Annotated in this window: 12 protein-coding genes; 9 read left to right on the forward strand and 3 right to left on the reverse strand. The window is 70.9% G+C overall.

Going from position 1 to position 12312, the window contains the following annotated elements:
- Window positions 1–73: 73 nt before the first annotated feature.
- Genes manA through Q0P88_RS05260 form a run of 5 tightly spaced genes read left to right on the forward strand, consistent with a single transcriptional unit; the run spans window position 74 to window position 4890 of the window.
- On the forward strand, window positions 74–1258 hold the full coding sequence (gene manA, locus Q0P88_RS05240; RefSeq protein ID WP_295011818.1) for a mannose-6-phosphate isomerase, class I: 1185 nt from the start codon (window positions 74–76) through the stop codon (window positions 1256–1258).
- A 19-nt stretch (window positions 1259–1277) separates the two neighbouring features.
- A complete protein-coding gene (locus Q0P88_RS05245) occupies window positions 1278–2210 on the forward strand; it encodes a DMT family transporter (protein WP_295011820.1) in 933 nt (310 codons plus the stop codon).
- A gap of 54 nt (window positions 2211–2264) precedes the next feature.
- On the forward strand, window positions 2265–2963 hold the full coding sequence (locus Q0P88_RS05250) for an acyl-CoA synthetase (RefSeq protein WP_295011822.1): 699 nt from the start codon (window positions 2265–2267) through the stop codon (window positions 2961–2963).
- The gene (locus Q0P88_RS05255) at window positions 2960–3340 is read left to right on the forward strand and encodes a hypothetical protein (protein ID WP_295011824.1); all 381 of its coding nucleotides are present in this window, start codon (window positions 2960–2962) and stop codon (window positions 3338–3340) included. The genes Q0P88_RS05250 and Q0P88_RS05255 overlap by 4 nt, the downstream gene beginning before the upstream one ends.
- A 29-nt stretch (window positions 3341–3369) precedes the next feature.
- Window positions 3370–4890 carry an MFS transporter gene (locus Q0P88_RS05260; protein ID WP_295011826.1) on the forward strand — a complete coding sequence of 507 codons (1521 nt, stop codon included), beginning with the start codon at window positions 3370–3372 and terminating at the stop codon, window positions 4888–4890.
- Window positions 4891–5138: 248 nt separating this feature from the next.
- Here the strand turns inward: Q0P88_RS05260 and purB are convergent, their stop codons facing one another.
- Both purB and Q0P88_RS05270 read right to left on the reverse strand, forming a co-directional pair.
- Window positions 5139–6479 (reverse strand): adenylosuccinate lyase, encoded by a 1341-nt coding sequence (purB, locus tag Q0P88_RS05265; RefSeq protein ID WP_295011828.1) that lies wholly within the window; start codon window positions 6477–6479, stop codon window positions 5139–5141.
- Window positions 6480–6570: 91 nt separating this feature from the next.
- Window positions 6571–7080 carry a low molecular weight protein-tyrosine-phosphatase gene (locus Q0P88_RS05270; protein ID WP_295011830.1) on the reverse strand — a complete coding sequence of 170 codons (510 nt, stop codon included), beginning with the start codon at window positions 7078–7080 and terminating at the stop codon, window positions 6571–6573.
- A gap of 134 nt (window positions 7081–7214) precedes the next feature.
- On the opposite strand from Q0P88_RS05270, the gene Q0P88_RS05275 reads away from it, so the two are divergent.
- Window positions 7215–7457, forward strand: a complete 243-nt coding sequence (locus Q0P88_RS05275) for a hypothetical protein (RefSeq protein ID WP_295011832.1) — start codon at window positions 7215–7217, stop codon at window positions 7455–7457.
- Window positions 7458–7461: 4 nt separating this feature from the next.
- Entirely contained in the window at window positions 7462–8892 is a 1431-nt protein-coding gene (locus Q0P88_RS05280; RefSeq protein ID WP_295011834.1) for a hypothetical protein, read from the forward strand.
- Window positions 8893–8994: 102 nt separating this feature from the next.
- Here the strand turns inward: Q0P88_RS05280 and Q0P88_RS05285 are convergent, their stop codons facing one another.
- The gene (locus tag Q0P88_RS05285; RefSeq protein WP_295011836.1) at window positions 8995–9399 is read right to left on the reverse strand and encodes a phage holin family protein; all 405 of its coding nucleotides are present in this window, start codon (window positions 9397–9399) and stop codon (window positions 8995–8997) included.
- A 62-nt stretch (window positions 9400–9461) separates the two neighbouring features.
- Between Q0P88_RS05285 and Q0P88_RS05290 the strand changes: the two genes are divergently transcribed.
- Complete coding sequence (locus tag Q0P88_RS05290) at window positions 9462–10532, forward strand: histidinol-phosphate transaminase (RefSeq protein ID WP_295011838.1); 1071 nt, start codon at window positions 9462–9464, stop codon at window positions 10530–10532.
- Between the two features lie 538 nt (window positions 10533–11070).
- Complete coding sequence (locus Q0P88_RS05295) at window positions 11071–12192, forward strand: thiamine pyrophosphate-dependent dehydrogenase E1 component subunit alpha (RefSeq protein WP_295011840.1); 1122 nt, start codon at window positions 11071–11073, stop codon at window positions 12190–12192.
- Window positions 12193–12312 lie beyond the last annotated feature (120 nt).

Raw genomic sequence — 12312 nt, forward strand, 5'->3', positions numbered from 1 at the left:
TGGACCGGATTCGCGATGCCGGCCCGATCGGTACGCTGGCAGCATCCCCTCCCGCCGTCCCGATCGGAGAGACATGAGCGCGTCCGCGACCCCCCTGTTCGTCGAGGTCGGCAACGACCCGCGACCGTACGCGTGGGGACGCGTGGACGGTGTGGCGCAGGTCCTGGGCGCGCCGGGAAGCGGCGGCCCGGAGGCCGAGCTGTGGCTGGGCGCGCATCCCGGATCCCCCACACGCGCGGTCGACGCCCCGTGGCCCACGCTCGTCGCATGGGAGCAGGCGAACGGGGCGACCCTGCCGTTCCTGCTGAAGATCCTCGTCGCGGCAGGCCCGCTGTCGCTGCAGGCCCACCCGACCTCCGCACAGGCGGCCGCGGGCTTCGCAGACGAGGAGGCGCGGGGCGTGCCGCTCGAGGCGGCGCACCGCAACTACAAGGATCCGTTCGCGAAGCCCGAGCTCATCGTCGCGCTGGAGGACGGCTTCGAGGCGCTGTGCGGGTTCCGTCCGGTCGACGAGATCGTCGCGGACCTGGATGTCCTCTCCGCGCGGGCGGGATCCGACGCCCTGCAGCCGTGGCGGGACGTGCTCTCGGGATCCGACGGCCTCCGCGCGGGCTTCTCCTGGCTGCTCGCGGGCGGTGCCGGCCCCGAGGTGGCCGTCGCGGTCCTCGTCGCGGCTGCCGCGGGAGACGCCCGGTTCGAGCTCGTCACGCGGCTCGCCGAGGCCTATCCGGGAGATCCCGGCATCGCGGTCGCGCTCATGCTGCACCACATCACCCTCGCGGCGGGGGAGTCGCTCTGGCTCCCGGCCGGCAACATCCACGCGTATCTGCGCGGCGCCGGCGTGGAGCTCATGGGACCGAGCGACAACGTGCTCCGCGGCGGGCTGACGCCGAAACACGTCGACGTGCCGGAGCTCGAGCGCGTCCTGACGTTCGCGCCGAGCGCGGACGACCGCCTCCTGCCCGTGGAGCTCGCCGACGGCGTGCGCAGCTACCGGCCGCGGATCCACGCCTCGGGCGCGGACGTCCCGTTCGAGCTCCTCGCCGTCACCGCGGACGCGACGCTCCGGCTCGACGGCCCGTCGCTCGCGATCGTGACCGACGGCGCGTTCACTCTCGCCGATGCCGATGCCGATGCCGATGCCGATGCCGATGCCGATGCGATCGCCGTGTCCCGGGGCGTCGCCGTGTTCGTGACGCGCGCCGCGACCGTGCGCGCGAGCGGATCAGGGCGGCTCTGGATCGCCACCGCGCGCTGATGCGGCTCGGCGCGAGACGATGACGCAGCAGGCTGGGCGGCCCGTGCGCAGGATCGGGCTGTCGCGGCAGGAGTGGGCCCTCGTCGCGATCACCGTGGTCTGGGGCGGCACCTTCCTCGTCGTGCACACGGCGGTCCAGCACTCCGGTCCCTGGTTCTTCGTCGGCATCCGCTTCCTCGCGGCCGCGGTCTTCGCCGCGTTCGTCTTCCGGCGCTCGCTGCGCGGGATCGGCTGGCGCGAGATCGGCGCCGGGGCGGCGATCGGCGCCGCGATCTACGGCGGCTACGGGTTGCAGACCGCCGGCCTCCTCACGATCGACTCCTCCACGAGCGCGTTCATCACCGCGTTCTACGTGCCGCTCGTGCCGCTGCTGCAGTGGCTCGTCCTGCGCAGACCGCCGCGGGCGCTGACCCTGGCCGGCGCGGGGCTCGCGTTCGTCGGGCTGCTGCTCGTCGCGGGCATCGGATCGCGGGGTCTGCAGTTCGGTCCCGGCGAGATCCTGACCCTCGTGAGCACGGTGCCGATCGCGGCGGAGATCATCCTGATCAGCCTGTTCGGCGGCCGCTACGACGTGGGCCGGCTCACCGTGGTGCAGCTGCTGGTCGCGTCTCTGCTGGGATTCGCGACCATGCCCGCGGTCGGCGAGCAGCTCCCCGCCTTCGACCCGGTGTGGCTGATCGCCGGGATCGCGATGGGCGTGGCGAGCGGCGTGATCCAGCTCACGATGAACTGGGCGCAGCGGTCCGTCTCCGCCACGCGCGCGACGATCATCTACACGGGGGAACCGGTGTGGGCGGGGGTCGTCGGCCGCATCGCGGGCGAGAGGATCCCGCCCTTCGCGATCCTCGGCGTCGCGCTGATCGTCGCGGGGACGCTGCTCAGCGAGCTGCAGCCGCGCCGTCCGCGGCGCGCACGCGCGGCCACGCGGGAGGGGCGCGAAGCGGGCGCCTAAGATCGCGCGCGTAGACTGGCGGGGTCCGTCCGCCTCCGGCTCCGAGGATCCGTCATGCCCGCCACCCGCACGTTCACGCTGCGTCATGTGCAGCTCGCGCGCGCCCTCTTCGCGGCCGTCGCGGCGCTCATGATCACGTTCTCGCCCGACCACTCCGCCTCGGTCGGGCTCGCGGTGTTCAGCGGTTTCGCGCTCGTGACGGCGCTCGTGCTCGCGCTCGCCGCGTGGCTGGTCGCCCCGACCGGCTGGCGCTGGCCGTTCGTGCTGCTCGCGGTCGTCGCCGGGCTCACCGGCATGGCCGCGGGCGTCCCGGCCTGGCGGTCGACGCCGTTGTTCTTCGTGCTCATCGTCGTCTGGGGCGTGCTGAGCGGCGTGATCGAGCTCGTCGCCGGAATCAGGGGACGCCGCATGAGGCCTCTCGCGGAAGGAGCCTCGGCACGGCGGATCGCCGCGGTCGAGGGCTCGCGCGACGCGATCCTCATCGGAGCGCTCTCCCTGCTGCTCGCGGTCGCCGTGGTGTGCGTGCCGAGCACCTATGCGCTGAACTACTCGATCGCGGAGGCGGGCACGTTCACGCTCACCGGCATCACGCTCGCGGTCGGCCTCTTCGGCGCCTACGCCGCGATCGTCGCCGTCTTCCTGGGCATCGCGGGGCTGAGCCCGCGTCCCGCGATCCGCCCGGGCGAGCGGGCGGCGAACGACATCTCCGGTGCTGCCCCGGCTGCACCGGCCGAGAACGAAGGATCCGCATGACCGAGAAGACCCGGCGCCGCGACCTGATGCGTCCGATGCAGCTGGTCGGGCTGTCGCTCCTGTGCGGCGTCTTCGCCGGCGCCGTCACGCTCATCGCGACGGGCGCGTTCACGCAGGACGTGATGCGCAGCGTCGCCGACGGGACGTATCACGCGATCCCGCCGTGGAACCTCGCGTTCATCGTGACCGGTGGGATCTTCATCCTGGCGCTGCTGATCCTCTCGATCCTCATCCTCGCCGTCGACCCGGCCGAGTTCGCCAAGCCGCACGATCGTCCTGTGCTGTACGACAATGAGCCGGGCGCGGACGGACCGTCGGAGCCCGCCACCGGATCCACGGGCACCGGATCCGCACCCGCCACGCCGACCGGGGAATAACCCCGGACCGTTCGGCGCTGGTCAGCAGGGTGAGCACCTCCATAGACCGCGCCGCCGTCGGATTCCGTTCCGAGCGGGGGCCGGTCCTGCTCTCGCTCATGCTGGCCACGGGCCTCATCGCCATGGACGCGACGATCCTCGCGACCGCGGTGCCGAGCGTCGTGGACGATCTGGGCAGCTACCAGCAGTTCCCGTGGCTGTTCTCGGTGTACCTGCTCGCGCAGGCCGTGAGCGTGCCGATCTACTCGAAGCTCGCGGACACTCTGGGGCGCAAGCCCATCATCCTGATCGGGATCGCCCTCTTCCTCGTCGGCTCGGTCCTGTGCGCCGTGGCGTGGAGCATGACGTCCCTCATCGTCTTCCGCCTCGTGCAGGGGCTCGGCGCCGGCGCGGTCGCGCCGATGGCCATGACGATCGTCGGCGACATCTACACGGTGGCGGAGCGCGCGGTCGTGCAGGGCTACATCGCGAGCGTCTGGGCCGTGTCCTCGGTGGTCGGGCCCGCGCTCGGCGGCCTGTTCGCGCAGCTCGGTGCCTGGCGGCTGATCTTCGTCATCAACGTGCCGCTGTGCCTCGTGGCCGCGTGGATGCTGCTGCGGTGCTTCCACGAGCGGATCGAGAAGCGCGCGCACCGGATCGACTACGCGGGCGCCGTGCTGCTCACGATCGGTCTCACCGGCCTGATCCTCGGCGTGCTCGAAGGCGGCAACGCCTGGGCCTGGCTGTCCGTCCCCGGCATCGTGTGCTTCGCCGTCGGCGTCCTCGCCCTCCTCGCCTTCGTGCTCGTGGAACGGCGGGCCGAAGAGCCCATCATCGATCTCCGCCTCATCTCGCGGCGGCTCATCCTCACGACCACGCTCGCGTCCCTGGCGATCGGCGCGCTCCTCACCGGGATCACGAGTTTCGCGCCCTCCTACCTGCAGGGGTCGATCGGCGTCCCTCCGCTTCTCGCGGGGCTCTCGGTGGCGGCGCTCACCCTCGGCTGGCCGCTGTCGGCCGCCAACGCCGGTCGGCTGTACCTGCGACACGGCTTCCGGGTGACCGCGCTCATCGGCGCCTCGATCGCCACGCTCGGCGGCCTGGGGCTGGCGCTCATCGGTCCGTTCCCGAACGCTTTCGCGGTCGCCGGCGTGGCCTTCGTCATCGGCTTCGGCCTCGGCTGGACGGCGGCGCCCACGCTCATCGTGGCCCAGGCCTCGGTCGGGTGGGGCGAACGCGGCGCGGTGACGGGCATGAACACGTTCGCGCGGTCGGCGGGCAGCGCGGTGGGTGTCGCGGTCTACGGTGCGATCTCGAACGCGCTCGTCGCCGCCGGCGCGGGAGAGCACGATCCGGCGACCGTGGTGCACGCATCGACCGGCGTGTTCATCGCCGCCGCCGTAACCGCGCTGCTGGTCCTCGCAGCGGTGTACGGCATGCCCAAGGACCGCGCCGAGCAGTATTCCGGAGCGTCGGGGGCGGGGGCCGGTTCTGACTCGGGGTCGGTTCCGGGTGCGGGGGCAGGAGCTGGTTCTGACTCGGGGTCGGTGCCCGCTTCTGCCGAGACTTGATGCCTCAGCAAGCCGACGGCGCGTCGGCGTCGATGCAGCAGATCCCGCTCCCCAACCTGTGCCGATATGTCGGCCAGACGCACGTTGACAGGACTGGATCCGAGATCGCGCCCTGAAAACGTACGACGGTCCGACATATTGGCGGATCCACGAACGAGGATACGCCAACGAGGATCCGCGAACGAGGACCCACGAACGGCCGCCTGATCCACGGCCGAGGATCCACGAACGAGTACGTCCGTCTCCGACTACCTAGCGAGCGTCTCCGCGAGGCCGACGTAGGTCGCGGGCGTCAGCGCGAGGAGGCGCTTCTTCGCCGCGTCGCCGATCTCCAGTCCCTCCACGAATGCGGCCAGCTCGGCCGCCCCCACGCGGTGACCCCGGGTGAGCTCCTTGAGCAGCGCATACGGATCCTGGATCGTGGAGCGTCCGGCGACGACCTCGGCGCGGATCACGGTCTGGATCGCCTCGCCGAGCACCTCCCAGTTGTGGTCGAGGTCTTCGAGCAGCACGTCGCGCGAGAGCGAAATCTCGTTCAGGCCCCGGCGCAGGTTGTCCAGCGCGAGCAACGAGTGACCGAAGGCGACCCCGATGTTGCGCTGCGTGGTCGAATCGGTCAGGTCGCGCTGCAGCCGCGAGGTGACGAGCGTCTGCGACAGCGAGTTCAGCAGGGCGCCGGCCAGCTCGAGGTTCGCCTCGGCGTTCTCGAACCGGATCGGGTTGATCTTGTGCGGCATCGTCGAGGATCCGGTCGCGCCGGCGACGGGGATCTGCGCGAAGTAGCCGAGCGAGATGTACGTCCAGATGTCGGTCGCGAGGTTGTGCAGGACACCGCCCGCGTGACGGACGTGGTCGTAGAGCTCGACCTGCCAGTCGTGGGACTCGATCTGGGTGGTCAGCACGTTGAAGTCCAGCCCCAGCCCCTCGATGTAGTCGCGCGCCAGCTCGGGCCAGTCGACGGAGGGCTCTGCGGCCAGATGCGCGGACCACGTCCCCGTCGCACCGGAGAACTTCGCGAGGTACTCGGACGCCTCGATCCGGGCGACGACGCGCTCCAGTCGCCAGGCGAAGACCGCGATCTCCTTGCCCATGGTCGACGGCGTCGCGGGCTGACCGTGGGTGCGCGAGAGCATCGGAGCATCGGCGTGCTCGACCGCGAGCTCGCGGAGCTTGGCGATCACGTCCCGCAGGGCGGGCAGCCACACGCGCTCGACCGCGCGCTTGACGGTGAGCGCGTAGGAGGCCGAGTTGATGTCCTCGCTCGTGCAGGCGAAGTGGGTGAGCTCGGCGATCTCATCCAGGCCGAGGGCCGAGAGCCGGTCGCGGACCAGGTACTCCACGGCCTTCACGTCGTGGCGGGTGACCGCCTCCTTCTCGGCGAGCCAGTCGATCTCCGCCTGGCCGAAGTCGCGGTACAGGCCGCGCAGGCGGTCCTTGTCGGCATCGGAGAGAGGGGCCGTGCCGAAGAGCGAGCGGTCGGTGAGCGCGATGAGCCATTCGACCTCGACCTCGACCCTGGCGCGGTTCAGACCGGCCTCCGAGAGGTAGTCGGCGAGCGGCGCGACCGCGGTCCGGTAGCGACCGTCCAACGGGCTGAGCGGTTGCGGCGGGAGGGGCGTCTGGGCCGGGAGCTGAGCAGTCAGGGGAGACCTCCTGATCGAGGCACCCTCGGACGAGGCGTCAGGAGCGGGGTGCCGGTGGCCGGATGGCGGGTTCGAGCTGACGGAACAGGCCGCGGCTCGCGTTCTCGATCATACCGAGCACCTCGTCGAACATCCGGGCGTCGGCGTAGTAGGGGTCGGGAACGTCGAGCACGGTCGGCGCGTGCTCGAAGGAGAGCAGCAGCGTGACCTTCCCCTCTTCCGACTCGTCACGCGCCCACTGCCGCAGGATCCGTTCGTGCGTGCGGTCGAGTGCGACGACGAGATCGTTCTCCGCGAACGAGTCGTAGGTGAACTGTCGCGCACGGTGCTTCGAGCCGTCGTAGCCGCGCCGGGCCAGGGCCTCGATCGTGCGCCGGTCGGCCTGTTCTCCCACGTGCCAGTCGCCGGTTCCGGCGCTCGTCGAGCGGATGTGCTCGCCGAGTCCCTGCCTCTCCGCGATGTCGCGGAAGACCGCTTCGGCCATCGGGGACCGGCAGATGTTCCCCGTGCACACGAAGATCACGCGGAACGGATCCGACTCGGTCATGGATCCCATTGTGCCGCACCGCCTCGCGACCGCTCCCGTGCAGCCATCCTCCACAGCAGCCCTGTCGAGGGAGCTGTGCACCGGTTGCGGGATCCGGCCTCTGCGCGTCCGGGTGCTGCGCGAGGGTGGTTCCCATGTGGAGCATCGCCTCGAACGCAGCGACCGCCGGGCTACGCGCCGAGGCGCTCGTCCGATGCGACCGCGCGCGGGATCGCGTCGAGCTGGCGATCGCGACGCTGGGCGCGATCGATGCGGAGTGCGTGTGGCGGTCGAGGGCGGTCGATGCGTTGCGGGAGCAGCTGAAGGCCCGTCTCGATGAGCTGCGCGAGCTGCGACACCGGCTCGACGACGCGGCGGCGACGTTGAGAGAAGGGTGAGCGCATGGGATCGGATGTCGAGATCGGGCAGGGAGGGATCGTCCAGGTGGATCCGGACGATCTGCGTGGCTTCGGGATGCGGATCCGCTACGCCTCCGTGGACGTGGAGCTCGCCGGGCAGGAGCTGTCCGTCGTCTCGGCGGCGGACGAGACGGGAATCGGCGAGGTGTCCTGGGTATGGACGTTGACGGCACAGCTCGCCGACGCGGAGGCGGCGTTGGACGCGATGGCGCGCGCCGTGGAGACGACGGCCGATGCCTACGAGGTCGCCGAGCTGCGGGCTCGGCTCGCGCTGCTCGACGCGACCGATCCCTGCGCCGCGCGCAGGGCGCGAGAGCGTATCGACGACCTCCTCCGTGCGGACGTCCGTCTCGCGGCGATCGAGAAGGTGCTGCGCATCGCCTGGGACAGAGATCGAACCGAGGGGTTCTCTCCCTCGGCACGGCCCCCGCATTCGTCGGAGGCACTCGCGATGGCGGCGCTGCTCTTCTGCTCGCCGGCCGCCTTCACGCTGCTCCTGACGGCCCGGACGGCAGAACAGGGACTCACCCGCACGGCCGAAGGGCTCCTCCGCGAGGTCGGTTCGACTCGCGGCGTCCTCCCGCTCCAGCCCCTCACGACGGGAACGCGACCGGTCGTCGTGAACGGCACGGCTCCGCCCGGCGCGGCGCCGGGCCCCAACGACGTGCTCGTACAGGCGCGGACGTCCGTCGCCCTGCGCCCCGGATCCGGCACCGGCGGATCCGCACCGACCTCTCTCGGTGAAGCGGTCGCGCGGGTGCCGTACGCGAAGACGCCGCAGGTGCGGATCGAGACGTACACGTCCGACGCCGGGCGCAAGAGATTCGTCGCGTACGTCGACGGAACGCGATCGACGGGCGTCGACGGCACCGACCGCGAGCCCTGGGACATGAACTCGAACCTGACGGCGTACCTCGATCACGCCGAATCCGACCCGTACCGCGCGACGGTCGCCGCGCTGCGCGACGCCGGCGCCGATTCGACGACCCCGGTCGATCTCGTCGGATACTCCCAGGGCGGCATGATCACCGACCTCATCGCGCAGTCCGGTGAGTTCGACGTGCAGGGAGTGTTCACGATCGGCTCCCCGGTCGAGCCCGTCCTGCCGGACGATGTGCTCCACGTCGCCGTGCGACATACCGACGATCCCGTGGCGGGTCTCGCCGGCGGCGGATCCGCGGGCGGTACGGGATCCGCGGACAGTCTCGTCATCACCCGCACCGCCGCACCGGGTCACGGCGCCGATCCCCACATGCCAGGGCATCTCTACGATGCCTACCGGGACACGGTGCGGCAGGCGGAGGAGAGCGGGGATCCTCGGCTCGATGCGATCCGCGCGCACTTCGCAGCGTTGCAGGGTGCGTCGATGACCTCGACCGACTACACAGTGGTGCGACGTGGAGGTGACGGGTGACGAGGGGCGGGCCCGCGAGCGGCACAGAGAGACGGCCACGGGGTCCGCCGCGTCGGGGCGGCGGGAGCGGACGCGAATCGGCGGGGCGGGCGTGGAGCGGGCTCAGCGGGTGCGGTCCCGACGGCGCTGCGGGCGGAGCAGGGCGCCGAAGATCGCGTTGATGATCGCGATGAGCAGGGCCGCGACGATCGTCCATCCGAAGCCGCCGACGCTCAGTCCCCAACCCCAGAAGCCTGTGATCCAGGCGGCGAGCCAGAGCAGGAACCCGTTGATGACGAGGGAGATGAGCCCGAGGGTGAGGATGTACAAGGGGAGCGCGACGATCTTCAGCACGGTGCCGATGATCGTGTTGACCAGGCCGAACACGAGGCCGATCGCCAGCAGCGTGACGATGAGCGGCACGATGCCGCCGGGCGGATAGGGGGTCACCACCACCTGGAGGGCCGGGATCAGGCTCACGATCCAGATGGCGAAGGCGTTCACGATGACGCGGATGAGGAACCTCATGATCCCGATCATGGCACCGTGAGCCGGGAAAGCGCGCACAATCCGGTCCTAGACTCGACCCCGTGAGCGAAGAGATCCTGCCCCGCATCCGACCCGAGATCGCGGCCCTGCCGCCGTATCGTCAGGGGAAGCAGGCGGGCGCCGATGCATTCAAGCTGTCCAGCAACGAGAACCCCTTCGAGCCGCTGCCGAGCGTCGTGGCCGCGCTCGCCGGCACCACGCCGATCAACCGGTACCCGGACGCCACGGCGCGCGCCCTGCGCGAGCGGCTCGGAGAGCGCTACGGCGTGGCGCCCGACGCCGTCCATGTCGCCTCGGGCAGCGTCGCGATCCTGTACCAGCTCGTGCAGGCCGCCGCCGGTGCGGGCGACGAGGTCGTCTACGCCTGGCGCTCCTTCGAGGCCTACCCGGGCCTGCCGCTCGTCGCGGGCGCGACCGGCGTGCAGGTGCCGCTCACCGCCGACGCCCGACACGACCTCGACGCGATGGCGGCCGCGGTCACCGACCGCACCAGGGTCTTGATCGTCTGCACGCCGAACAACCCGACGGGTCCGATCGTCACGAGCGCGGAGTTCGCGTCCTTCGTCGATACGGTGCCGAAGGATGTGCTCATCGTCCTGGACGAGGCCTACGCCGAGTTCGTGACCGATCCGGACGCGGTCGACGGGCTGGCCGAGCGCATCTTCGAGACGCACCCGAACGTGGTCGTGCTGCGCACCTTCTCCAAGGCGTATGGGCTGGCCGGACTCCGCATCGGGTACGCCATCGGCAACCCGCGTGTGCTCGATGCCGCGCGCAGCACCGCCGTGCCGCTGTCCGTGACGTCCGCCGCCGAGGGTGCCGCGCTCGCGAGCCTCGACGCCGAGGACGAGCTGCGTGCCCGGGTGGACGTCATCGTGCAGCGGCGCGCCGCGCTCGTCGCAGGCCTCCGTGACGCGGGCTGGGACGTGCCGGACGCGCAGGGCAACTTCGTCTGGATCCCGACGGGAGACGACACGGCGACGGCCGCGACCGCGTTCGAGGAGGCCGGGCTGATCGTGCGCGCGTTCCCCGGGGACGGGATCCGCGTCTCGGTCGGCGAGGAGGACTCGCTGCCCCGCGTCCTCGCCGTCGCCCGCGCCCTGCGCGCCTGATCCCGGATCCGGGCCGCCCGGACCCCGTGCCGCCCAGCGGCCGAGCACCCGGGAACCCGGGGACGCGTGCGCGGCGTCGCCACGTCCGCAAGGTGGGATCGCCCTATCCGCCGTGCCGTGTGCGGCCGAGTCGTATCGGCATTGCCCGACCGGGCAGGCTCTGCCGAATCGTGTGGGCGTTCTCAATCGTGCCGACGTTGCCGGACCGTGCAGACGCTCCGGACCGTGCGGGCGGTGTCGATCCTGCCCGCGTTGCCGGACGGTGCCGGAGGGTACTGGCGGCTGCGGACCGCGCAGGCGTCGCCGGACGTGCAGAGGGCCCGGACCGTGCGGATCGACCGGGCAGGAGCTCCCGCCAGACCCTCCGAGGAGATGCATGGGCATCCATGTAAAAAACGAGGGCGACCTGGCATAAATACGAGGGAGGCCTGGATATCCCTGGTCGTGCATGCGTCGGTGGAGAAGGTCACAGGACGATCGGGATCGTTTGTACCGACTCTCCACTGCGGACGGGAAATCCTCGGTTAGCGTAGACAACGTGACCGCCGATTCCGCCACCGTCCGCGTCCTCGACGCCGACGGCGCCTTCGCCCCGAGTCCCGCCGCCGAGGAGTACGTCCCGCTGATCGAGGCTCTGCCCGACAGCGAGCTCGAGCAGTTCTACCGCGACATGGTCGCGATCCGCGCGATCGACGCCCAGGCGACGAACCTCCAACGCCAGGGGCAACTCGCCCTGTGGCCGCCGAGCCGCGGCCAGGAGGCGGCGCAGGTCGGATCGGCCCGCGCCTCCCGACCGCAGGACACGATCTTCCCCTCGTATCGCGAGCACGCGGTGACGCGGATCCGCGGTGTGGATCCCGTCGACATCATCAAGCTCATGCGCGGCGTCGCCAACGGAGGCTGGGATCCCTCCGATCCCCGCAACGGCAAGACGCGCATCTACACGCTCGTGCTCGGCTCGCAGACGCTGCACGCGACGGGGCTCGCGATGGGCCTCGTCTTCGACGGGAAGTGCGGCACGGGAGACGTGGATCGCGACGAGGCCGTGATGGTCTACTACGGCGACGGCGCCTCGAGTCAGGGTGACGTGCACGAGGCGATGGTGTTCGCCGCCAGCTACCAGACCCCTGAGGTGTTCTTCCTGCAGAACAACCACTGGGCGATCTCCGTCCCGGTGTCCACCCAGTCCCGCGTGCCGCTCGTGCAGCGCGGCACGGGCTACGGGATCGAGTCGATCCGCGTCGACGGCAACGACGTGCTCGCGAGCTATGCGGTGACGCGCCGGGCCCTGGACGAGGCGCGGACCGGCCTGGGACCGCGCGCGATCGAGGCCGTCACCTACCGGATGGGCGCGCACACCACGAGCGACGATCCCACGAAGTACCGTGGCGACGCGGAGGAGCAGGAGTGGGCACGACGCGATCCGATCGCCCGCATGCGCGCGTTCCTCGAGAACCGCGGAGCCGCGGGATCCTTCTTCGCCGACGTCGAGAGCGAGGCCGCGGAGGCCGCGGAGGATCTGCGTGTGCGCACTCTCGAGCTCGGCGCGCCAGGCCCGGACGCGATCTTCGATCACGTCTACTCCGAGCCGCACCCGCTGATGGCGGAGCAGAAGGCCTGGCAGGCGCAGTACGAGGCGTCGTTCGGAGGCGACGCGTGAACGCGGCCTCCCTGCGGGCGCGGTCGGTGACTGTTCTCAGGACCGATTCTCGGCTTCTGCGGGAATCCGCTCCGAGCCCGACACTTTCCACCATCCACCCTGAGAACCGGAACGAGGCAT

The sequence above is a fragment of the uncultured Microbacterium sp. genome, from assembly GCF_945952435.1.
In the GTDB taxonomy this organism is placed as follows: Bacteria; Actinomycetota; Actinomycetes; order Actinomycetales; family Microbacteriaceae; genus Microbacterium.

Bases quoted from the DNA above. Each gene is read 5' to 3' on its own strand.
- Q0P88_RS05250 (WP_295011822.1), top strand. From the start codon at position 2,265: ATGCCCGCCACCCGCACGTTCACGCTGCGTCATGTGCAGCTCGCGCGC.
- manA (WP_295011818.1), top strand. From the start codon at position 74: ATGAGCGCGTCCGCGACCCCCCTGTTCGTCGAGGTCGGCAACGACCCG.
- Q0P88_RS05255 (WP_295011824.1), top strand. From the start codon at position 2,960: ATGACCGAGAAGACCCGGCGCCGCGACCTGATGCGTCCGATGCAGCTG.
- Q0P88_RS05280 (WP_295011834.1), top strand. From the start codon at position 7,462: ATGGGATCGGATGTCGAGATCGGGCAGGGAGGGATCGTCCAGGTGGAT.
- Q0P88_RS05245 (WP_295011820.1), top strand. From the start codon at position 1,278: ATGACGCAGCAGGCTGGGCGGCCCGTGCGCAGGATCGGGCTGTCGCGG.
- Q0P88_RS05270 (WP_295011830.1), bottom strand. From the start codon at position 7,080: ATGACCGAGTCGGATCCGTTCCGCGTGATCTTCGTGTGCACGGGGAAC.
- Q0P88_RS05285 (WP_295011836.1), bottom strand. From the start codon at position 9,399: ATGAGGTTCCTCATCCGCGTCATCGTGAACGCCTTCGCCATCTGGATC.
- Q0P88_RS05275 (WP_295011832.1), top strand. From the start codon at position 7,215: ATGTGGAGCATCGCCTCGAACGCAGCGACCGCCGGGCTACGCGCCGAG.